The sequence below is a fragment of the Nocardia cyriacigeorgica GUH-2 genome (genome assembly GCF_000284035.1).
Taxonomy (GTDB): Bacteria; Actinomycetota; Actinomycetes; order Mycobacteriales; family Mycobacteriaceae; genus Nocardia; species Nocardia cyriacigeorgica_B.
In genome coordinates this window covers 5,681,651-5,703,371 of the sequence record NC_016887.1, presented here as the reverse complement: position 1 = coordinate 5,703,371, position 21,721 = coordinate 5,681,651, and the positions used below count along the sequence as shown (strand labels likewise).

Genomic DNA, 21,721 nt, shown 5'->3' with positions numbered 1-21,721 from the left:
AGTAGGACTTGTGTCCAGGTGCCTATGTGCTCCGCCATATTCGGCCGAACGGGCTATGCATCCGCAAATCTTCCGGTTGCTGTGAGGAGCGCCGGGAATCCGGTCGGATGCGGGCGGTGCGACGGGACGGGTGTGGCCGGTGTGGTCAGCGGGAGTCGGCCCGCGCCTCGGCGTAGCGGCGCAACGATTCGACCTGATCGGGGTCGAGCGAGGGCCGCACCACCGAACGCGCCGCGTCCAGATCGGCCGCGGTGACGTCGGCGGCGGCGACATCGCGGCGCATCGCCGCCAGCGCCGCCTCGCGCAGCAGCGCGGCACAGTCGGCGGCGGAGTAGCCGTCGAGGTCCTCGGCCAGCGCGGCCAGGTCGACGTCGTCGGCCAGCGGCACCGACCGGCCTGTCGTCTTCAGGATCGCCAGCCGGGCCTCGGCATCGGGCGGCGGCACGAACACCAGCCGCTCCAACCGTCCCGGCCGCAGCAGCGCGGGATCGATCAGTTCGGGCCGGTTGGTGGCGCCGAGGACGACCACCTCGCGCAGCGGTTCCACGCCGTCGAGTTCGGTGAGCAGCGCCGCCACCACCCGATCGCCGACGCCGGAGTCCGAACTCTGCCCGCGGCGCGGGGCCAGCGCGTCGACCTCGTCCAGGAAGATCAGCGACGGCGCCGAATCCCGCGCCCGCTGGAACAGCTCGCGCACCGCCCGCTCGGAGGAGCCGACCCACTTGTCCATCAGCTCCGCGCCCTTGACCGCGTGCACGCTGAGCTGCCCGGATCCGGCCAGCGCGCGGACCAGATAGGTCTTTCCGCAGCCGGGCGGGCCGTACAGCAGTACCCCGCGCGGCGGCTCGATGCCGAGGCGGGCGAAGGAATCCGGATGCCGCAGCGGCCACAGCACCGTCTCGGTGAGGGCCTGTTTGGTCTCGGCCATATCGCCGACGTCGTCGAGCCCGAGGCTGCCGATGGCCAGCTCTTCCATGCCCGAACGCGACAGCGGCCGGATCACCTCGAGCGCGCCCGCCAGGTCGTCCTGCGACAACTGCGGTTCGGTCTGCTCGCGATTGGCCCGCGAGGCCGCGCGCAGGGCCGCCTCCCGGCACAGCGCGGCCAGATCCGATACCACGAAACCGGGTGTCTTGGCGGCGATCTCGTCGAGTTTCAGATCGCCGGTCGGCACCTTGCGCAGCAACTGCTCCAGCAGCGACCGGCGCACAGCCGCGGTCGGCAGCGTCAAAGCGATCTCGCGGTCACATAGGTCAGGGGCGCGCAGCCGGGAATCGAGTGCCGCCGGATGCGCGGTGGTGGCCAGGAAGGCGACGCACGGTTCGGCGATGGCCGCGCGCAACTGATCCAGGATCAGCGTCGCCACCGGATCGGCGGTCGCGGGCAGCAGCGCATCGATGTCGGTGATGAGCAAGATCCCGCCCTGCCCGGAACTCACCTCCGCCACCGCCTGGGCCACCTCGCGCAGCCGGGCCCCGCTCTCGGCGGCGCCGACGGCCGGGCCGTCCAGCTCGATGAGGCGCCGCGGCGCGGTGACCGCGCGGGCCAGCGTCGCCTTGCCCACCCCGGCCGGGCCGGTGATCAGCACGCCGAGATGCGGTGAGGCGCCGAGGGTTTTGAGGAGTTCCGGTTCGTCGAGGGCCAGCGTCAGCCATTCGGTGAGCTTGGCGGCCTGGGTGTGCGCGCCCACCAGATCCTCGACCGGGATCGGCGCGGAGCGGGCCGCGGCGACCGTGCCCGTCGGGTCCGTGGTCATGCTCGCGGAGGAGTCCTCGCGCGCGGAGATGCTCGCCGGCCTGCCGTTGCCGCCTACCGGCGCGATCGCCCCCGGCCCCCAATCCACCGCGGTATTCGGTTGCACGCTCACCGGGCCGGGCGAGGGATCGGTGGCGGTGACGGTGAGCAGCTCGGTGGTCCAGGCGATGCCGAAGGCGCGCGAGAGCGCCTGACTCGCGGCCGCGGCCGGCAGATCCGGGCCGAGATCGCGCGGCAGCAGCGAGACCGTATCGCCGACGGTGACGATCTTGCCCAGCAGCGCCTGCCGCAGCGTCGCCGCCGGAATCGAGCCGGTGGCATGGGCCGAGCCGCTCACCGAGATCCGCTTACCCCCGTAGACGGTCGCCGGTGACACCACGACCGTGGCGCTGTCGCGCAGGCCGGCATTGGACAACGTCACGTCGTCGAGCAGCGCCACCCCGGCCGGCGTGCCCGCGGGCGCCAGGCCGGCCACCGCCGCCGTCCTCCGGGAACCGACCAGGGTGATCCCATCCCATTCCCGCAAACCGAGGGCGGTCAGCACCTCGGCATGCAACCGCACCACGCCGCGGCGGGCATCGGCGGCAGAAGGATTCAGACGCGCGGTAAGAGCCAAATCAGCCATCGAGAACCATTCTGCCCAGAAACCACGAACGCGGGCACACCCTTGGGTGCACCCGCGTTCGGGAGGGTCGTCGGCTCAGGGCTCGACGATGCCCGCGGCCTCGGCGACCGGGGTGTTGGCCATCTCGTCGGACAGGCACACCAGCTTGGCGGTGCCGAGCGCGACGTTCGGGCTGCCGGCGAACGGGCTTTCCGGGTGTTCGGCCAGAATCGCTTCGATCAGCGCCTTCTCGCCCGCGATATCGAGCTGACGGAATTCGGCGCAGGTGGTCTGCGAGGCGGTGCCGGACGTGCTGCCCCCGCTGCGCGTCGTGGTCGGCGCCGAGGAGGTCTCAGTGGACTCGGCCGAGGTGGTGGTCGCCCGCGCGGAGGTGGTGGCGGCGGTCGAGGTGTCGGTTGTGCCCTTGCGCAGCCCGCTGGCCTCGGTGGACTCGTCCGGACCACACCCGGCCAGGATCAGCGCCAAGGCGCCGACGGACAGAATCGTCGCAGGAATTCGCTTCATATCGTGGGTTCCCCGGTGATCAGCGGCGCCGGAGCGTCCGGCGCGTCCGATGCAGCGTACCGGGTAGGGGCGGTTCTTCGACATGGGTGCCTCACAGGATCGAGCGCCCGCCGGGCGCGCAGACAGGTGCGTCGCTCACTGTCGGGCACCGGCCTTGCGGTCGCCTTATCGATCCCTGAAAACGCGGTCCGCGCAGCTCAGCGGTGGATGAGCGACTGCCAGTCGGCAGGTACCCGCGACCGCGGTCCGGGCGCACCCTGCTCGACGGGATGCTCCCGCGGCGGCGCGAGTTCGGGTCCGCCGCTGAACATCTCCTCGGTGCGGAAATCCCAGTACCAGTCCTCGCCCGGCTCATAGCTCTGGATGAGCGGATGGCCGGTCACCGCGGCGTGCTTGCTCGCGTGCTGGGCCGGGGAGCTGTCGCAGCAGCCGACGTGGCCGCATTGCGCGCAGCGGCGCAGATGCACCCACCAGCCGGCGGCGGCCTCGCACTCCACACAGCCCGGCCCGCTCGGCGGGACGGTCGGATCGATGCCCTCGGGTAGCTCGGTCATGCCGGTTCTCCTGTCGCTTCCAGATTCGCTGATTCGTCCTCTTCTCGGTGCAGGGGCAGCCAGACGGTGAAGGTGGTGTCGCCGGGCGTCGATTCGACCCGGATATCGCCGTGATGCTTGTTCACCACGATGCGGAAGGAGATGTCCAGGCCGAGCCCGGTGCCTTCGCCGACAGGTTTGGTGGTGAAGAACGGTTCGAAGATGCGCTCGCGCACCTCGGCAGGCACACCGGGGCCGGTGTCGTTGATCTCGACGACCGCGCAATCGTTGTCGTGGCGGGTGCGGATGGTCAGGGTGCCGGAGCTGTCCATCGCGTAGACGGCATTGTCGATCAGATTGGTCCAGACCTGATTCAGTTCGGCGGCATAGCAGGGGACCGGCGGCAGCGCGCGGTCGTAATCCTTGACCACCTGGATCGAATCGCCGATCTTGCGGTTGAGCATCACCAGCGTGCTGTCGATCAGTTCGTGCAGGTCGACCACCTGGAACGGGGCCCGGTCCATCTGCGAATACTGTTTGGCCGCGCCGACGAGCGTGGAGATGCGCGTGGTGGAATCGGCGATCTCGTTCATCAGCAGTTCGGTCTCGATGGTGTAGTTCAGCCAGCGGATCGCGCCCTCGAGCACCTGCGGGGTGCAGTCCTCGAGGGTCGCGGCCACCCGGTCGAGCCAGTCGGCGTCGAAGCCGGCCTGCACGAAGGTCGGGGCGAGATCCCAGCCGTCGGCGATGCCGTGCTCGTCGAACCATTCGCCGAGCGCGTCTTCCCGGTCGGCGGCCTCGAGCGGCGTCAGCTCGGGCGCCTTGGCGACCTGCGCCGCGGCCTCCTCTTGCAGCCGCACCAGCGACTCCAGCGAGGCGGTGTCGAATTTGCCCTGCGCCATCATGGCGAGTTTGTGCCGCATTCCGGCGATGCGGTCGCGCAGGCCGGAGGTCGCGCGCACCGCGGCGGCGGCCGGATTGTTCAGTTCATGGGTCAGTCCGGCCGACAGCGAGCCCAGCGCCAGCAGGCGTTCCCGTTGGGCGATGCGGGCATTGGTGTTGCGCTGCCCGAAGAAGGCGCCCTCCAGCAGATGCACCGCCATCGGGAACCATTCGTGCATCATCCGCGCGAAGGTGGCGGCGTCGAGCACGAAGAACCGCGACGGCCGGGTGACATACATCGAGCCGCCGTAGTGCTGGTCGGCGCGTTCGCCCAGATAGGCCGCCCACGCGCCGGCGTAGGAGCCGCGATGATCGGTGCGAATCATCTCGATCTCCTGGCCGCCGGACAGCTTGGTCAACCGCACCTCGCCATCCATCAGCACGTAGAAGCAGGTCGCCGGATCGCCCTCGCGGTAGAGCGGGCCCGGCTCGATGTGCTCGATCCGGCCGTCGGCGCACAGCCAGGCCAGCTGCTCGTCGTTCAGCTTCTCGAACAGGAACAGCGTCCGCAGTTCGGCCGGATCGCAGATCAATTCCGAGCCCATACCCGCCTCCTACGCCAGATACCGATGCACGAGCATGACCGCCATGGCACCCTCGCCGACCGCCGACGCCACCCGCTTGGCCGATTCGGCGTGTACGTCACCGGCCACGAACACCCCGGGCACGCTCGTCTCGAGATGATGCGGCGGTCGCGGCAGTTCCCACCCGGCCGGGCGCGCGCCGTCGACCAGCAGGTCGGGACCGGCCAGCACGTAGCCGTCGTCGTCGCGGGCCACCACACCGTCGAGCCAGTCGGTCTGCGGGGCCGCGCCGATGAACAGGAACAACCGCTCGGTGGCGGCCTTCTCCTCGGCGCCGGTCTCGTTGTCGCGCAACACGATCGTGTGCAGGTGATCGTCGCCGTCCACCGCGACCACCTCGGTGCGGGTGTGCACGTGGATGTTCGGGGTCTGCGCGATCTGCTGGATCAGGTAGTACGACATCGACTTCTCCAGCGAATCCCCGCGAACCACCAGATGCACCGTGCGCGCATTGCGGGACAGGAACATCGCGGCCTGGCCCGCCGAGTTGGCACCGCCGACGATGTAGACGTCGTGCTCGGCACACTCGGCGGCCTCGGTCATCGCCGAGCCGTAATACACACCGCGCCCGGTGAATTCGCCGATGCCCGGCGCCGGATGACGCCGATAGTCCACACCCGTCGCGATGATGACGGTGTGCCCGCACAGCCGGCCGCCGTCGGCGAAGCGCACCGTGCGCGCCGAACCGTTGACCTCGAGGCCCACCACCTCACGGGTGGTGATCACCTCCGCGCCGAACTTGGCGGCCTGGCGCCGCGCCCGATCGGCCAGCTGCGCACCCGACAGTCCGTCCGGGAAGCCCAGATAGTTCTCGATGCGCGAACTCTGTCCGGCCTGTCCACCGGTCGCGGTCCGTTCCACCAGCACCGTGCGCAGACCTTCGGAGGCGCCGTAGACGGCCGAGCCGAGTCCGGCGGGACCGCCGCCGACGACGATCAGATCGTAGAAATCACCCACCGGTTCGGTGCTGAGCCCGACGCTGCTCGCCAGTTCGCTGTCGGTGGGCTGCAGCAGCGCCTGCCCGTCGGCGGTGATCACCACCGGACAACGCTGCGGATCGGCGCCCGCGGCCTCGAGCAGCCGCGCGCCCTCCGGCTCGTCGGCCAGATACCAGCGATAGGGCAGCTGGTTGCGGGCCAGGAACTCGCGCACCTGCGACGAGCGCGGCGACCAGCGGTTGCCGATCACCTTGGTGCCGGTCACCGGTTTCTGGTCGCTGCCGCGCCAGGCCTCCAGCAGGGCGTCGAGCACCGGGTAGAGCTTCTCCTCCGGCGGATCCCACGGCTTGAGCAGATAGTGATCGAGGTCGATGACGTTGATCGCGTCGATCGCGGCATTGGTGTCGGCATAGGCGGTAAGCAGCACTCGCCGCGCGTACGGATGCAGGTCCATGGCCTGCTCCAGGAATTCGATGCCGTCCATCCCGGGCATGCGGTAGTCGGCGATCAGCACCGCGACCGGCTGGTCGCGCAGTTTCAATTCACGCAGGGCTTCCAGGGCCTGCGGACCCGATTCCGCGCGCAGGATGCGGTAGTCGGCGCCGTAGCGCCGGCGCAGATCGCGGACGACGGCCCGGGAGACGCCCGGGTCGTCGTCGACGCTGAGAATGGCCGGCTTGGGGGCAGCGGGGGAACTCACCTCATGAGTATGGAGTCTCGCCGGCTCGGCTGTCGTCACCGTGGAGTCGGCACTCACACGCGGTGACGCAGGACCAGTTCGAGTTCTGTTGGCGTGAGCAGTCTTTCGAGTCGTTCCTCGACGCGCGGTGCGGATTCACCCTCGGGTTCGATCAGGGGAAGTTGCGGAAGCTTCGATGCCGCCGGCCTCGATTGCGGCGGATGACGATGTAGGAGGGAGCGCAGTTTCACGGCCGATCACCTCACTGTTGCGGGCGGTTCGCTGGTGGCTGTGTCTCTCGTCTATCCCCATTGTGCGCCGCCCGTTACATTCGACGGCGCGAGCATGCGAAAATGTGACCTGGTCATCATTACGATTAGGATGCGCGTTACTCGCAGTCGCATATATCCGGAGGCCGTCTTGCCGAACACTCTCGAAGCCACCATCGACATCGCCGCGCCGCCGGAGAAGGTCTGGGCCGTCATCTCCGACCTGAAGCGCATGCCGGAATTCAGCCCGCAGTGCGTCAAGATGGTCCCGCTCGGCACGCCGAAGGCCGGCACCTGGACGCTCAACTTCAACAAGGACGGCTTCAAGCGCTGGCCGACCAGCTCGCGCATCGTGCGCTACGAACCCAACCAGGCCTTCGCCTTCCGGATGAACGAGAACCGCACCGTCTGGAGCTACACCCTCGAACCCACCGCCACCGGCACCCGGCTGATCGAGCGCCGGGACGTGCCCAACGGCGTCACCTGGATCGTGCGCAAGGCCATCGACGGGGTGCTCGGCGGCGAAGAGGCCTTCGAAGCGGCGCTGGTGCAGGGCATGAACGAAACCCTCGCCAAGATCAAGACCACGGTCGAGACGGGCGCGTAGTCCGCGCCCGCCTCGCCGGAGCCGTCAGGACTGCCAGTTCGGCAGTGACACCACCTGCGCGGCCCAGGACAGGCCCGCGCCGAAGGCGATGAGCAGGGCGGTATCGCCCGGCTTGGACTGCCCGGTGCGCAGCAACTGCTCCATCGCCAGCGGAATCGAGGCGGCCGAGGTGTTACCGGTCTCCTCGATATCGTTGGCCAGCGCGCAATTCTCCGGCAGCTTGAGCACCCGGGCCATGATCTCGATGATCCGGCCGTTGGCCTGGTGCGGGATCATCGCGTCCAGATCGTCGGTGGACAGCCCGGCCCGATCGATCGCCTCCCGGCACACCTTCTCCAGCGAATGCGCGGCCCAGCGGAACACTGCGGTGCCCTCCATCGCCAGATAGGGCCGCACCGCGTCCAGGCCCTTCTCCTCGATCTCGGCGAAGAACTCCATCCAGTCCTTGTCCTGGCGGATGGCGTGATGCTGGGTGCCGTCCGAACCCCACACCGTGGGCGCGATGCCCTGCTCCTCGGAGGGGCCGACCACCACCGCGCCCGCGCCGTCGGCGAACAGGAACGCGGTGGAACGATCGGTCGGGTTGATCGTGTTGGTCAGCTTCTCCACCCCGATGACCAGCACATTCTTCGACGTACCCGCCCGGACCAGATCCGAGGCGAGGGCGAGCCCATGGCAGAAGCCGGCGCATCCGGCGGAGATATCGAAGGCGGCCGCGCCGTTCATGCCGAGTTCGGTGGCGATCTGCGGCGCCGCGGCCGGGGTGAGCAGCAGATGGGTCGAGGTGGCCACGATGACGCAATCGACCTGGTCGGCGGCGACTCCCGCCGATTCCAAGGCGCCGCGCGAGGCCGCGACGCTCATGCTCTGGATGGTTTCGGAATCGTCGGCGAAGCGCCGGGTGCGAATGCCGGAGCGGGTCCGGATCCATTCGTCGCTCGAGTCGATCGGGCCCGCTACCTCGTCGTTCGTGACCACCCGGGCCGGGCGATAGACGCCGAGCCCGAGGATCGCCGTGTGCTCTGCGCCGGTGGTCTGGGCGAAACGAGCAGCCATGGTGCGTCTCCTATGTACCTGCGGCGGCGCCGCCGGGTTGTCCCCGAATATCGATGTGGATCCTCACTGGTCGATAGCTACGAATCAGCTGGTACTACGCCGGCTCGTAGACATGAGGCTCCCTCATATTAGCGCTACCTCCGGTACCCGCGAGTGCGTATTCTCACAATGACCCGGGTATATCCCTGGCACACGCCGCAACCGGCGGCGTGCCCAACCCACAGATTCGAGGACACCATGCTCGGAATCGGGATTATCGCGTGGATCATCATCGGCGGTCTTGCCGGCTGGATCGCCAGCAAGATCATGAAAACCGATGCTCAACAGGGCATTCTGCTCAATATCGTGGTGGGCGTGATCGGCGGCCTGCTCGGCGGATTCGTCCTGATGCTGTTCGGCGTCGATGTCGAGAGCGCGGGCTGGTTCTTCAGCTTCGTCACCTGCCTCGTCGGTGCCTGTGTGCTGCTCTACCTGGTCAAACTGTTCACCGGACGCAGTTCCGTGCGCTGACACCGAGTGCCACGGGCGCGGTTCCCGTAAGGTGTGAACGCTTGCGCCGAACGGCGCGTTCGTCTTGCACCGAGCACGAAAGAGGAACCTGTGGCACGCCGTCCCACCCCGCCCGGCACGCCCGAACGCACCGGCCTCGGCCACGTCGCCGACCTGGTGCGCAACGCGATCCCGCCGCTGCACCCGGCCGGCCTGCCGTTCGTCGCGGCGCCGCTGGCCGTCGCGGTGCTCGGCGGCAAACGTCGCTGGGTGCGCCGTGGCGGGCTGGCGGCTGCCGCGGCCTGCGCGACCTTCTTCCGGCATCCGCACCGGGTGCCGCCGAACCGGGCAGGCGTTGTCGTCGCGCCCGCCGACGGCGAGATCGCGCTGGTCGACACCGCGGTGCCGCCCGCCGAACTCGGCCTGGGCGATCAGCCGCTGCCGCGGGTGAGCATCTTCTTGTCGGTGCTCGACGTGCATGTGCAGCGGGTGCCCGTCTCCGGGACGGTGCGCACCGTGCAGCATCAGGCCGGGCAGTTCCGCTCGGCCGACCTGCCCGAGGCCAGCTCGGTCAACGAGCGCAACAGCATGGTCATCGACACCCCGGCCGGCGCGCAGATCGTGGTCGTGCAGATCGCCGGCCTGCTGGCCCGCCGCATCGTCTGCGATGCCAAGCCCGGTGATGTGCTCACCATCGGCGACACCTACGGCCTGATCCGCTTCGGCTCCCGGGTCGACACCTACTTCCCGGCGGGCACCGAACTGCTCGTCGAGGTCGGTCAGCGCACCATCGGTGCCGAGACCGTGCTGGCCGTATTGCCGACCACCGGGTCATGATGGAGCAGGGCACTGCCGGTCGGCGGCGCCGGTCGATCCGGCTGCTGCCGAGCATGGTCACCATCATGGCGCTGTGCTCCGGACTGTCCGCGGTGAAATTCGCCCTCGACGGTGAATTCGGGGTTTCGCTGGCCATGATCGGCGCGGCGGCGGTCCTCGACACCCTCGACGGGCGCCTGGCCCGGATGCTGGCTGCCACCACCAAGATCGGCGCCGAGCTGGACTCGCTGTCGGATGCCATCTCTTTCGGTGTGGCCCCCGCCCTGGTGATCTACATCGGCCTGCTCAGCGACAACAGCACCGGCTGGATCATCGCATTGCTGTTCGCGGTGAGCATCGTGCTGCGGCTGGCGCGGTTCAACACCCTGATGGACGACGACACCCGCCCGGATTGGGCGCGCGAGTACTTCGTCGGTGTCCCGGCGCCCGCCGCCGCGCTCATCGCGCTGGCCCCGATCGCGCTGTACGTGCAATTCGGTGACGGCTGGTGGGTCGGTTTCGGCACCGTCTCCGCCTGGGTCGTGTTCGCCGCGCTGCTGGCCGTGAGCACCATCCCGACGCTGGCCATGAAGTCGGTCTCTGTCGCGCCGCAGGCCGCAGCCGGACTGCTGGTCCTGGTGGCCGCGGCCGCCGCCGCGCTGGTCACCTACCCGATCGTGCTGCTGCTGGTGCTGATCGTGCTGTACCTCGGCCATATCCCGTTCGCCTGGTACTCCCAGCGCTGGGTCGCGGCCCGGCCGGAGACCTGGGAACACAAGCCGGCCGAGCGGCGCGCCCAGCGACGGGCGGCGCGGCGGCGCCCGGCGATCCGGCGGCCTGCCATTCGCCGTCCGGCGATGCGCGGGTCGTCGCGGCTGCGGCTGCGTCGTCCGGGCGGTAAGCGCGAACAGGATGTGCGCGAGCAGGACGGCGCCGGCGCCTGAACCTGCCCGGGTATCGTCGCCGCAGACGGCGCGGGAGGTAGCGGAGTGGACGCACAGGGTCTGGCTGATTTCGAAGCCGAGCGTTCACGGTTGTTCTCGCTCGCCTACCGGATGCTCGGATCGGCCGCCGAAGCCGAGGACGCCGTGCAGGAAACCTATCTGCGCTGGGAAGCCGCCGAGCGCACCGAAATCCGTTCGGCGCAGGCCTGGTTGACCACCGTGGTGGTGAATCTGTGCCGCACCTGGCTGGATTCGGCGCGGGCGCGCCGGGAGAGCTACGTCGGCCCGTGGCTACCCGAGCCGGTGCCGACCGGAGCCGGCGAACTCGGTCCGCTGGAGTCGGCGCAGGAGCGCGAGCTGGTGTCGATGGCGCTGCTCACCGCGCTGGAGCGGCTCTCACCGGTCGAGCGCGCGGTGTTCGTGCTGCGCGAGGCATTCGGCTACACGCATCGCGAGATCGCCACGATGCTGGAGCTTTCCGAGGCCAATTCCCAGCAGGTCTTCCACCGCGCCGGTCGTCGGGTGCGAGACGGTAAGGCGCGCTTCGATATTCCGGCCGATCACGCGCGGGCGCTGATGGAACGGTTCTTCGCCGCCGCCCGTGAGGGTGACGTGGCCGCGTTGGAGCAGATGCTCGCCGCCGACGTGGTCTCGGTCGCCGACGGGGCAGGCATGGTCGGTGTGGCGCGCCGTCCGGTGGTGGGCGTGTCGAAGGTGGCGCTCTACCTGACCAAGCTGTTCAGCTGGGTGGGGCCCGAGGTCACCATCGAACTCACCGAGGTCAACGGGCTGCCCGCGGTGTGCGCCTGGGCAGGCGGTGCGCCGATGGCGGTGTGTACGGCCGATTCCGACGGCACTGTGGTGACGGCCTTGCGGTTGGTGGTCGCGCCCGAGAAGCTCGCGTACTTCGGGCGGGTAGCGGCCTGAGCTGCGAGATCGGGCCGCTTGAACCAGTCACGGGCTGGGCCTCGATGGTGTGTGGTCAGGGTCACAGTGCCGCCCTGTCAGGGATCGGCGGGCCATCCGGTCTGAGTGGTATCACCGTCCCCACTCCTGGAGGAGCCCACCATGACCGGACAGCATCGGATCGTCGTCCTCGGCGCCGGATACGCGGGCCTGGCCGCCGCGCGCCGGTTGGCGCGGAAAGCGCGTGGCGCCGACGTCACTGTGGTCGACGCGCGTACGGAATTCGTCGAACGGGTGCGGCTGCATCAGCGCTTCGCCGGGCAGCAGACCCGCGCCTGGGACCTGCGTGCACTGCTGGAACCCCAGGGCGTCGGATTCGTGCACGGCCGGGTGACCGAACTCGACGCCGAGCGTTCGCTGCTGCGGTTCGACAATCGTGAACCGCTCGGCTACGACACCCTGATCTACACGCTGGGCAGCGCCGACGACGACTGCGGAGTGCCGGGTGTTGCCGGACACGCCTACTCGGTGGCCACGCCTGAATCGGCCGCCCGCATCCCCGCCGATGGGCCGATCGTGGTGGTCGGCGCCGGCGCCACCGGCATCGAGGTGGCGGCCGAACTCGCCGAATCCCGCCCCGGTACCCGGGTGGAACTGGTCGGCACGGAGGAGCCGGGCGCCTGGCTGTCCCCGCGGGCGCAGGCCCATATCCAGCGGGTTCTCGACGGGCTGGGCGTGCGGGTGCATGCCGGCGAGAAGGTCATCGAGGTGAGTGCGGACGCCGTGCGGCTGGCCGACGGCACGTCGCTGGAATCCCGGGCGACCGTGTGGACCACGGGGTTCGGCGTTCCGCAGCTGGCCGCTCGCGCCGGTCTCGCGGTGGACGCGCACGGCCGCGTCCGCACCGACGCCACGCTGCGTTCGGTCTCGCATCCGAACATCTACGCGGCCGGCGACAGCGCCGTCGTCGCCGGGCCCGGCGGCCGCGAACTGCGGATGGCCTGCGCGACCGCGCTGCCCACCGGCTCCTATGCCGCCGACGCCGTCACCGCACGTCTGCGCGGCCGCGAACCGGGCGAGCTGAACTTCCGATACCACCTCCAGTGCCTGAGCCTCGGCCGCCGCGATGGCGTCATCCAGTTCGTGCACGCCGACGACGCACCCGGCCGGATGGTGCTGACCGGGCGTACGGCGGCCCGGGTCAAGGAGGCGATCGTGCGGTTCGCCGCCGCCGGTGCGGGAGCGAAATAGTCAAACGTCAACCAACGGTTGACGACGATGGTTCGTCAACCTATGGTTGACGCATGACTTCCTCGCTCAAGCTCGACGACCTCATCGAAGGCATCAAAAAGGCCCGCCCCGACAACGTCCTCGACCAACTGGCCGACGCCATGGTCGCCGCCGGGCACCTCGGCGAACTGGCCGATCACCTGATCGGCCACTTCGTCGACCAGGCCCGCCGCTCCGGCGCCTCCTGGACCGATATCGGCGCCAGCATGGGCGTCAGCAAGCAGGCCGCGCAGAAGCGGTTCGTGCCCAAGACACCCGGCGACGCCGCCGCCATGGACCCCAACCAGGGCTTCGCCCGCTACACCCCGCGCGCCAAGAACGTGGTCATGGCGGCCCAGGAGGCGGCACGTGGCGCGGGCAACGCGCAGATCGCGCCGGTGCACCTGGTGCTCGCGCTGCTGTCCGAACCCGACGGGCTGGCCGCCAAGGAATTGCTCACCCAGGGCGCCACCATCGAGTCGGTCAGCGCGGCCGCCACCGCGGCACTGCCGCCCGGCGGCGACGAGGTGCCCGCGCTGGTGCCGTTCGACCCGGAGGCCAAGAAGGTGCTGGAACTGACCTTCCGGGAGGCGCTGCGGCTCGGTCACAACTACATCGGCACCGAGCACATCCTGCTCGCCCTGCTCGAGCAGGAGAACGGCAGCGGCGTGCTGTCGGGCCTCGGCATCGACAAGGCCGTCGCCGAGGAGCATCTGGTCGAGCTGCTCGCGGGCATCATCGGCGACAAATCCTGAACCCGGCACGGCGGCCGCGGGCATCACCGGATGGTTGCCGGAAGGTCGCGGCGGGGCGGCAGGTGCCTGTGCGGCCGCCCCGCCGCCAGTACTGCCGGTAACCTATAGCAATGGCGGATGACGAGAACTCCGACCTGATCGCGGGGGAACGGCGCGACGATCTGTTGCGCGCGCTGTCGTATGTGTCCACCGAATCCCTCGACGACGGCAGCTACATCGTCAACGGCGACCTGCCGCCCGAGGTGGCGCCGCCGTTCATCCGGGCCATCATGCGGGTGGAAGCCGAGCTGTTGATCAACGACGCCGAACTGGTCACCGTCGAGGAGGGTGAGCCGCGCTCGCCGGAGGAGCGGCGCGCCGATGCGTTCCTCGCGCTGGCGCTGCGCGTCACCGACCGGTTGCAGGGATAGCGCGGGGCCGACCTTGCACTCGTCACCGGCGAGTGCTAAAAAGGGCTTGGCACTCTCTACCCGTGAGTGCCAGGTCGGGACGGTGAGATCGGGTATCCAAGACACCCCTGGTCGTCCGTCGCGGGCACCGAGCCTGGCCAGCGTAAATAGGGTGGCCCGACAATGCGGTCATCCTGTGTGTCAGCCTCATTACTTGGAGGATCTCACCGCAATGGCCAAGACAATTGCGTACGACGAAGAGGCCCGTCGCGGCCTCGAGCGGGGTCTGAACAGCCTCGCCGACGCGGTCAAGGTGACGCTGGGCCCGAAGGGTCGCAACGTCGTGCTGGAGAAGAAGTGGGGCGCCCCCACGATCACCAACGATGGTGTGTCCATCGCCAAGGAGATCGAGCTGGAGGACCCGTACGAGAAGATCGGCGCCGAGCTGGTCAAGGAAGTCGCCAAGAAGACCGACGACGTCGCGGGCGACGGCACCACCACCGCCACCGTGCTCGCCCAGGCGCTGGTGCGCGAGGGCCTGCGCAACGTCGCGGCCGGCGCGAACCCGCTGGGACTGAAGCGCGGCATCGAGAAGGCCGTCGAGGCCGTCACCGCCAAGCTGCTCGACACCGCCAAGGAAGTCGAGACCAAGGAGCAGATCGCCGCCACCGCCGGTATCTCCGCGGGCGACGCGTCCATCGGTGAGCTGATCGCCGAGGCCATGGACAAGGTCGGCAAGGAAGGCGTCATCACCGTCGAGGAGAGCAACACCTTCGGCCTCCAGCTGGAGCTGACCGAGGGTATGCGCTTCGACAAGGGCTACATCTCGGGTTACTTCGTCACCGACCCGGAGCGTCAGGAAGCGGTCCTCGAGGATCCGTACATCCTGCTGGTCGGCTCGAAGATCTCCACCGTCAAGGACCTGCTGCCGCTGCTGGAGAAGGTCATCCAGGCCGGCAAGCCGCTGCTGATCATCGCCGAGGACGTCGAGGGTGAGGCCCTGTCGACCCTGGTCGTGAACAAGATCCGTGGCACCTTCAAGTCCGTCGCCGTCAAGGCCCCGGGCTTCGGTGACCGCCGCAAGGCCCAGCTCGCCGACATCGCCATCCTCACCGGTGGCGAGGTCATCAGCGAAGAGGTCGGCCTCTCCCTGGAGACCGCAGGCATCGAGCTGCTCGGCCAGGCCCGCAAGGTCGTCGTCACCAAGGACGAGACCACCATCGTCGAGGGCGCGGGCGACGCGGAGGCCATCAAGGGCCGCGTTGCGCAGATCCGCACCGAGATCGAGAACTCGGACTCCGACTACGACCGCGAGAAGCTGCAGGAGCGCCTGGCCAAGCTGGCCGGCGGTGTTGCGGTCATCAAGGCCGGTGCCGCGACCGAGGTCGAGCTCAAGGAGCGCAAGCACCGCATCGAGGACGCCGTCCGCAACGCGAAGGCTGCCGTCGAAGAGGGCATCGTCGCAGGTGGTGGCGTGGCCCTGCTGCAGTCGGCTCCGGCGCTGGACGAGCTGAAGCTCGACGGTGACGAGGCCACCGGTGCCAACATCGTGAAGGTCGCGCTGTCGGCTCCGCTGAAGCAGATCGCCTTCAACGCCGGCCTCGAGCCCGGCGTGGTGGCCGAGAAGGTCGCCAACCTGCCCGCCGGTCAGGGCCTCAACGCCCAGACCAACGAGTACGAAGACCTGCTGGCCGCCGGCGTCGCCGACCCGGTCAAGGTCACCCGTTCGGCCCTGCAGAACGCGGCCTCCATCGCGGCCCTGTTCCTGACCACCGAGGCCGTCGTCGCCGACAAGCCGGAGAAGGCCTCGGCCGCTCCCGCCGACCCCACCGGCGGCATGGGCGGCATGGACTTCTGAGTCCTGCCACCCGGCAACCCTTTTCGACCCGAAGGCCGGCCCACCGTCAGGTGGGCCGGCCTTCGGCCTTGTCGGCATCCGGATAACTACTGAACTAGTTTCGAAGTAGTGCCGTAGCATGGGTGCATGGCTACCCGCACCTTCCCGTTCTCCACCTTGATCAACAAGCAGACCAGCGTGTTCCCCGCGCTGGACGACGCCGACGTGATCCTGGAACGCCGCGACGCGGAGAACCTGGTGCTCATGCGCTCCGAGCGCTTCGAGGCCTTGGTCAAGGGTCTGGGCCTGGCCGCACGATCCCTGGCCATCGTCGCCAAGGCGAACCGCTCACTGGCCGAGGAAGTATTCGCCGAAGAACTGCCCTGGCTGGTGTGGCTACCGGAACCCGCTCGCCCCCAATGCGTTCGAGAGCTATTGGATCACCTACTCGCAGGGGCCGAGACCGGCCTGCTGCTCCCGTTCTCCCGCGCGCTGCGCGAATGGCAGTCGACGGCCGAGGTCTACTCCGATCCTGAACTGGCGCAGCGACTGCGTGGCCCGTTTACCACCGAGGATGCGGAGGACCTTCCACGCCCGGGTAGCAGCGATGCATGACAAACTCGGGCGTGGCGATGAGGTGAGGAGGCCGTTATGCCAGGGGATCCTTCCCTCCGAGGAACATCTCGAACGATCTGTAGTCGTCGATGCTCGCGAAGTGCCGTGAATAAAGGTCCGTGGTGGGGGCTGAATCCAACGGCTCGGTGACCTCGTTGACGTCGATCACCGCGTAGAGCCTGACGTAGCTTCCGTCTTCGGACTCGTACACCTCGTTGCGCACGTGCTGGTCGGCGAGTTCTCGGGCCTGGACGAGATCGTCGGCCCAGACGAGGACGAAGTCTTCGCGATAGTAGACGCCACGGCCGCCGACTCTGCCCATCTCGTAGACGATCAAGGCGACGTAGGGTCTGCGCTCGGCCGTCGGCGAATCGGGCATGTTTCGAATCCGTTCTCGGGTAGGGCGGTTCGAACAACGGAACGGTGAGCTTCGAACCCACCGCGAGCATTTCACGTCATCGTGGTGTCCATGCGGTCCGGCCCACTGATCTCATCCATGAGCATGCGCAGAGTGAGCGAGTGTTTCTCTGGTGGCAGGGCGTCCAGGGCGGCGCGGGCGACGCGTACGCCCTGAATTCGGTCGCCTGCGCGGACCAGCATCAAACCGCGATGCATATCCAGGTGGGTCGAAAAACGTGGAAGTTCCGGTGGCAGCGCTGCGCTCGCGTCGTCCTGCGCAGCGAGGGCGATCTTCTCGTCGCCGAGGCGGGCCGCCAGCAGAGACAGGAAGACGTTCACCCGCCACCACGGCACGGCATAGTCCGAAGTTTGCTCTTCCGAATACGAAACGTCGAACTCTCGCCGGCCGGTGTCGATCAGGCTGCGTGCGGTCGCCCTGTCGCCTTGTATCGCCGAAGCGTGCGCTTTGCCCCAGAGGGCGTTCAATCTTCCCAGACTGTGGTCATCGGAGATGGCCAGCGCCTGATCTGCGAACGTGTGCGCGACAGGGAGCGCCGCTCCTTCATATCCGAGCGCGATCGCCGCGCGACCACGTACCCAGACCCGGGTATCGCTATCGCCGGATCGGTCGGCGGCCTCGGCCGCCATGCGATACCACGAGATCGCCTTGCGCCCATCGCTTCCCGGATAGGTCTTGGCGAACAGCGTCATCAGGCGCGCCGCCACAGCCCACATTCGTGGCGAATCCAACTGTTGCTGCAAGACAACGAGGTCGGCCGCCAATCGCTGTTGAATCTGCGCCGCACCCTGGCTCATATAGTCCGAACCGTACCGCGCCAACATGCCCTCCCACTCGTCCACGCTGGGGCCACTCGAGTGCAAGCGCGTGGAAAAGCCCTGCGCCAGTAAATCTGACGCGACAACTGGTGCGATCGACGTTGCAGCGAGATGGGACATGAATTCGCGACGGTTCACGTCGGTCTCCAATAGCTCTAGCGGGCAATCGAGCACCGCGGCTAGATGGCGCAGCCAGAACGCCGACGGCTCCGTCCTGCCCGACTCCCAGTGCCGCGAAATATATTCGCGAGTCATGTTGTAACCGGACGACCTCGACAACTCACCCGCGAGTCTGCCCTGACTCCACCCCTTGGCAGCACGTAGCTGTTTGATCAGCCGCGCCGTGTCCGCTGACATCTCTCCAGCCTGCCACCACTACCGCCTTCTGCGCATCACCTCCGGGCTGAATGCCACCTGCTGTGCCACTGGCGCTCCTGCCTGCCCGCTGCACGGTCGCCGACGTAGTGATGCCACCTCCAGTACCACTCGCCCCACCTGTTTCGCGGCGTGAAACCTGAAAGAACGCTGTGTCCGAAGCGGCAGCGCAGGGATTCGCTCATCGTGCCAATGCCAACAATTGGAGGACCAATGTGTTTCGGACCGAGGCGGGCCGAACTCGCGGTACTGGATGTGCTCGTGCCAGGTGCGATGCTGACCGCCGATCAGATCGCGAGACAAGCCAGGCTGACCAGGTGCCGCACCCGGTGGGCTATAGCGCGGCTCGAGCGGCGCGCGTTGATCGTCAACGCGCACGATGGCACGCGCTGGTCAGCGACTCCACGGGGTCGATTCGCTGCGGGCACAGGGCGCCCGCGATGACACTCGATTGGATCACCATCGGATTCGCGGTCGCGGTCGGGCTACCACTACTGGCAATAGTCGGAGCCATTGCCTTGCCCCCGCGTGTGGTTGCACAGTCCGTTTCCCCAGAGGAGAGCGAAAGCTCGGCTGAGCCGGGATCGCGATTGTCAGAGGAGCGAATGGAGCCGCCGTGCGCCACCGAATAACCGCCTTGGCGTGGATAGACCCCGACGTCAGCATCGAGTACTCCGCGGAGGTTGTGCAGGTCCGCCGACTGGCCCGGCGGCTCGGATACCATCTGGTCTGGCCGGCGATCGGTTCGGTACTCCCGCTGGTCGATCAGATGCGCGCAGCTGAGGTCGACGCGCTGATCACCCCGGCTCCCAACCATCTGGACCCGCTGACCCTGCATTCCCTCATGGAACTCGGCGACGTGGAAACAGTCTGGCCGCGATTGTCGTTCGCCCGGTGGTCGACTATCGGGGGCCGTGGGTGACGCGGCTGGGAATCACCTGTCCCGCAACCACTTCTCGATCCGGTCGATCGTGCTGTTCGGATCGGGGATCCACCCGTTGTGCCCGAGTGGTCGGGTCTCGTGCCAGGTGGTGACGTCGGCGTTGGGTAATTTTTCCAGCAGGTGGCGGGCGGAGGAGGTGGGGGTGAGGTCGTCGCCGGTCATGGTGATGGACAGGACGGGGAGTTTCAGGCGGGCTATGCGTTCTTCGTAGTCGATGTCGGCGCCGACGGGGACGAAGCGGCCGGTGCGGGCGAGGCGGGCCCAGTCGGAGATCAGGACCTTGGATTGGCGGCCGAAGCCGTTGGGGCCGAAGCGGTCGCCGGGCCAGAAGCCGGCCAGGTTGGCGGTGAGGGAGACGGCGGCGGTGCCGACGAGCATGCCGGGGCCGGTGAGTCCGCGGTAGCCGCGGTAGTAGGGGGTGCCGGAGGCGATCAGGATGAGTCCGCCGAGGCGGCCGCGGATGCGGGCGGCGTACATGACGCCGAGCTGGCCGCCCATGCTGTGGCCGAGCAGGTAGGGCGTGCTGTCGGGGAAACGGTCGCGCACCACTTCGAACATGGCGGGGAAGTCGACCGAGACCAACTCGTGGTAGCCGTAGGTGCTCGAGGAGTCCGGTTTGGGGGTGCTGTCGCCGTTACCGCGTAATTCGGCGATGGCGACGTCGAAACCGCGCTCGGACAGCAGCCGGGCGAAGTAGCTGTAGTACTCGCCGGGGACGCCGAGCCCGGGCACGATCACCACGACAGGGCGCGGCACGTCCGGCGTCACCGGATGACGGTGGACGCCCGAGGCCGACAGCAATCGCACAGGGACGGTGCTGCCGTCGGGCATCTGGATCGGTACGGTCTCCACGCGCCAAGGCTACGCGCAGCCCCCGGTGCCGATCACGCTCCGACGGCACCCATGATGACCCGGCTGAGCACGCGGATCACGTCGTCGAGGGGACGGCGCGGGTCCGAGCCGCTCCATTCGTCGACCACGTAGTTGACCGCGCCGATGATGGCCAGCATCCGCATCTCGTAGTCGCCGGGCGGGATCTCGCCGTGCATCGCGGCGTCCTCGGCCGCGCCCGCGAGCAGCGAACCCCACATGCGACGCAGTTCCAGCCGCAGCTTTTCCACCTTGGGTCCGGCGCCGACCACCTCGACCAGTGCCACTCTGGCCTTGCGTGGGTCGGTGCCGATGGATTGCACGTAGGCGCGCACGGCGGCGTCGATGCTCTCCACCGCGCTGGCCTCGGACCGTTCGGCCAGTGCTGCCTCGACCGCGGCGCGCGATTCCCGATGGATCTGCTCGTACAGCTCGATCAGCAAGGATTCGCGGCCGGTGAACTCCTCGTAGAACTGCCGAGACGACAGCCCCGCATCCTTGCAAATGGCGCCGACCGAACTGTTGGCGTATCCATCGCGCGCGAAAACGGTGAGCCCGGATTCCAGAAAACGCGCACGCCGCTGGCGCTGCCGGTCCTCTACGGGTTGCCCGGCATACATTCGTCCCGTATTCGCATCCTGTGACATTGGGGCAGACAATACCGAAGGGCCCGATCCCCTCGTCATGGATCGGGCCCTTCGCCGCAACTGGCGGCCGACCGCGCGTCAGCCGAGTTGGCAAGTCTGCGTCGGCTCGTTATTCGCTCGTGGCGCCGGGGCAGGCGAGATGTTCGACACTCACCGGCCTTCCCCATCGCCGACGGCATGCGAGCGACTGTCCGAGCACGTCGGATGGAACAGCTGTCAAACACGAACTCCGATCTGGGATTACCTGGCCAGTGTCACTGGCTGTTTGCCGAATCGGACGATACCGAGAGCTACGGCGGCTCGGGCGATTTTGAAGGGAATTTCTAGAATTATTTAGATGGCTCCGGCGCGGAAACCGGGGCGGCACTATCCATTGACCTACCGTGGCCGAATGGGGACCGCGCTGCTCTACGGATTGGGCACGGCAGTGCCGCTGGTGCTCGGCGCCGTCATCGGCTTGCGCTGGACATTGCCGAAACCATTGCTCGCCTCGCTGATGGCCTTCGGCGCAGGCACCATGATCGCCGCGGTGACCAACGAATTGTTCGAACCGGCGTTCGTGGAAGCCGGGGCCTGGGTCGCGGGCACTGCCCTGTTCGCCGGAGCCACGGTGTATGTCGTCGCGAATCGGTTCATCGAGCAACGGCTCGGTCCCACCGCGATCGGGTGGGCGTTGATGCTCGGCACGGTGCTCGACGGTGTCCCCGAGAACACCGCGCTCGGCGTCACGCTGGCCGGCGGCGGGGGAGTGGTGCTGCTGGTCGCGGTGGCGGTGGGCAATGTGCCCGAGGCGATCGGCGGTGCGGCGCTGATGCGCGACCGGCACGGTTTCGCACCGGGGCGTGCGCTGGCCTTGTGGACGATCACCGGCGTGGTGCTGGTGGTGGTGACGGTGCTGGGAAACCTGCTCTCGGACAATCTTTCCGGCACCCAGATCAGCACCGTGCAGGCGTTCGCCGGTGGGGCGACGATCGCCGTGCTCGCGGATTCGCTCATGCCCGAGGCGTACCGGGAGGGTGGATGGTGGGTCGGGATCGCCACCGCGGCAGGGTTTCTCGTCGCGTTCGTTCTCGGCTGACCTCTCGCATCCTCTGCGAACGGACACCTTCGCACGAATTCCGACGAACATCGCGCCACG

General features: G+C 68.2%; 23 protein-coding genes. 12 read left to right on the top strand and 11 right to left on the bottom strand.

Annotated elements, in window-relative coordinates; genetic code table 11:
• Nucleotides 1–145 precede the first annotated feature (145 nt).
• From NOCYR_RS25560 to NOCYR_RS29835, 6 genes are all read right to left on the bottom strand, one after another.
• Nucleotides 146–2,380, bottom strand: a complete 2,235-nt coding sequence (locus NOCYR_RS25560) for an AAA family ATPase (protein ID WP_048833712.1) — start codon at nt 2,378–2,380, stop codon at nt 146–148.
• 75 nt (nt 2,381–2,455) lie between these two features.
• Entirely contained in the window at nt 2,456–2,884 is a 429-nt protein-coding gene (locus tag NOCYR_RS25555) for a hypothetical protein (RefSeq protein ID WP_167330490.1), read from the bottom strand.
• 197 nt (nt 2,885–3,081) lie between these two features.
• Complete coding sequence (locus NOCYR_RS25550; RefSeq protein ID WP_014353306.1) at nt 3,082–3,438, bottom strand: UBP-type zinc finger domain-containing protein; 357 nt, start codon at nt 3,436–3,438, stop codon at nt 3,082–3,084.
• Nucleotides 3,435–4,904, bottom strand: a complete 1,470-nt coding sequence (locus NOCYR_RS25545; RefSeq protein ID WP_014353305.1) for an ATP-binding protein — start codon at nt 4,902–4,904, stop codon at nt 3,435–3,437. The genes NOCYR_RS25550 and NOCYR_RS25545 overlap by 4 nt, the downstream gene beginning before the upstream one ends.
• A 9-nt stretch (nt 4,905–4,913) precedes the next feature.
• Nucleotides 4,914–6,581 (bottom strand): FAD-dependent oxidoreductase, encoded by a 1,668-nt coding sequence (locus tag NOCYR_RS25540; protein WP_014353304.1) that lies wholly within the window; start codon nt 6,579–6,581, stop codon nt 4,914–4,916.
• A 53-nt stretch (nt 6,582–6,634) separates the two neighbouring features.
• A complete protein-coding gene (locus NOCYR_RS29835; protein WP_158430212.1) occupies nt 6,635–6,811 on the bottom strand; it encodes a hypothetical protein in 177 nt (58 codons plus the stop codon).
• A gap of 169 nt (nt 6,812–6,980) precedes the next feature.
• Between NOCYR_RS29835 and NOCYR_RS25535 the strand changes: the two genes are divergently transcribed.
• Complete coding sequence (locus NOCYR_RS25535) at nt 6,981–7,436, top strand: SRPBCC family protein (protein WP_014353303.1); 456 nt, start codon at nt 6,981–6,983, stop codon at nt 7,434–7,436.
• 24 nt (nt 7,437–7,460) lie between these two features.
• Here NOCYR_RS25535 and NOCYR_RS25530 read toward each other — a convergent pair whose 3' ends face one another.
• The gene (locus tag NOCYR_RS25530) at nt 7,461–8,492 is read right to left on the bottom strand and encodes a beta-ketoacyl-ACP synthase III (RefSeq protein ID WP_014353302.1); all 1,032 of its coding nucleotides are present in this window, start codon (nt 8,490–8,492) and stop codon (nt 7,461–7,463) included.
• A 237-nt stretch (nt 8,493–8,729) separates the two neighbouring features.
• Between NOCYR_RS25530 and NOCYR_RS25525 the strand changes: the two genes are divergently transcribed.
• The 9 genes from NOCYR_RS25525 (at nt 8,730) to NOCYR_RS25485 (ending at nt 16,512) form a co-directional block, all read left to right on the top strand.
• Entirely contained in the window at nt 8,730–9,002 is a 273-nt protein-coding gene (locus tag NOCYR_RS25525) for a GlsB/YeaQ/YmgE family stress response membrane protein (protein ID WP_014353301.1), read from the top strand.
• Between the two features lie 90 nt (nt 9,003–9,092).
• Entirely contained in the window at nt 9,093–9,818 is a 726-nt protein-coding gene (locus NOCYR_RS25520; protein WP_014353300.1) for a phosphatidylserine decarboxylase, read from the top strand.
• Nucleotides 9,815–10,741, top strand: a complete 927-nt coding sequence (locus tag NOCYR_RS25515; RefSeq protein ID WP_014353299.1) for a CDP-alcohol phosphatidyltransferase family protein — start codon at nt 9,815–9,817, stop codon at nt 10,739–10,741. The genes NOCYR_RS25520 and NOCYR_RS25515 overlap by 4 nt, the downstream gene beginning before the upstream one ends.
• Nucleotides 10,742–10,786: 45 nt before the next feature.
• A complete protein-coding gene (locus NOCYR_RS25510) occupies nt 10,787–11,668 on the top strand; it encodes an RNA polymerase sigma-70 factor (RefSeq protein ID WP_014353298.1) in 882 nt (293 codons plus the stop codon).
• Nucleotides 11,669–11,809: 141 nt separating this feature from the next.
• On the top strand, nt 11,810–12,898 hold the full coding sequence (locus tag NOCYR_RS25505) for an NAD(P)/FAD-dependent oxidoreductase (RefSeq protein WP_014353297.1): 1,089 nt from the start codon (nt 11,810–11,812) through the stop codon (nt 12,896–12,898).
• Nucleotides 12,899–12,951: 53 nt separating this feature from the next.
• A complete protein-coding gene (locus tag NOCYR_RS25500; protein WP_014353296.1) occupies nt 12,952–13,671 on the top strand; it encodes a Clp protease N-terminal domain-containing protein in 720 nt (239 codons plus the stop codon).
• Nucleotides 13,672–13,781: 110 nt separating this feature from the next.
• Nucleotides 13,782–14,081: a DUF222 domain-containing protein gene (locus tag NOCYR_RS25495; RefSeq protein WP_014353295.1), complete on the top strand. Its 300-nt coding sequence runs from the start codon at nt 13,782–13,784 to the stop codon at nt 14,079–14,081.
• 211 nt (nt 14,082–14,292) lie between these two features.
• Nucleotides 14,293–15,918: a chaperonin GroEL gene (gene groL, locus NOCYR_RS25490; protein WP_014353294.1), complete on the top strand. Its 1,626-nt coding sequence runs from the start codon at nt 14,293–14,295 to the stop codon at nt 15,916–15,918.
• A gap of 126 nt (nt 15,919–16,044) precedes the next feature.
• Nucleotides 16,045–16,512: a hypothetical protein gene (locus NOCYR_RS25485; protein ID WP_014353293.1), complete on the top strand. Its 468-nt coding sequence runs from the start codon at nt 16,045–16,047 to the stop codon at nt 16,510–16,512.
• A gap of 34 nt (nt 16,513–16,546) precedes the next feature.
• Here NOCYR_RS25485 and NOCYR_RS25480 read toward each other — a convergent pair whose 3' ends face one another.
• Nucleotides 16,547–16,891: a DUF4288 domain-containing protein gene (locus tag NOCYR_RS25480; RefSeq protein WP_014353292.1), complete on the bottom strand. Its 345-nt coding sequence runs from the start codon at nt 16,889–16,891 to the stop codon at nt 16,547–16,549.
• A 71-nt stretch (nt 16,892–16,962) separates the two neighbouring features.
• Nucleotides 16,963–18,105 (bottom strand): helix-turn-helix transcriptional regulator, encoded by a 1,143-nt coding sequence (locus tag NOCYR_RS25475; protein ID WP_052315514.1) that lies wholly within the window; start codon nt 18,103–18,105, stop codon nt 16,963–16,965.
• A gap of 634 nt (nt 18,106–18,739) precedes the next feature.
• On the opposite strand from NOCYR_RS25475, the gene NOCYR_RS25470 reads away from it, so the two are divergent.
• On the top strand, nt 18,740–19,045 hold the full coding sequence (locus NOCYR_RS25470; RefSeq protein WP_048833711.1) for a hypothetical protein: 306 nt from the start codon (nt 18,740–18,742) through the stop codon (nt 19,043–19,045).
• Between the two features lie 12 nt (nt 19,046–19,057).
• Here the strand turns inward: NOCYR_RS25470 and NOCYR_RS25465 are convergent, their stop codons facing one another.
• Both NOCYR_RS25465 and NOCYR_RS25460 read right to left on the bottom strand, forming a co-directional pair.
• A complete protein-coding gene (locus tag NOCYR_RS25465; RefSeq protein ID WP_014353289.1) occupies nt 19,058–19,918 on the bottom strand; it encodes an alpha/beta fold hydrolase in 861 nt (286 codons plus the stop codon).
• A gap of 32 nt (nt 19,919–19,950) precedes the next feature.
• Nucleotides 19,951–20,583 carry a TetR/AcrR family transcriptional regulator gene (locus tag NOCYR_RS25460; RefSeq protein WP_228780726.1) on the bottom strand — a complete coding sequence of 211 codons (633 nt, stop codon included), beginning with the start codon at nt 20,581–20,583 and terminating at the stop codon, nt 19,951–19,953.
• A gap of 391 nt (nt 20,584–20,974) precedes the next feature.
• Here NOCYR_RS25460 and NOCYR_RS25455 point away from each other — a divergent pair, with 391 nt between their 5' ends.
• Nucleotides 20,975–21,661 carry a ZIP family metal transporter gene (locus NOCYR_RS25455; protein WP_014353287.1) on the top strand — a complete coding sequence of 229 codons (687 nt, stop codon included), beginning with the start codon at nt 20,975–20,977 and terminating at the stop codon, nt 21,659–21,661.
• The last annotated feature ends 60 nt before the right edge of the window (nt 21,662–21,721 follow it).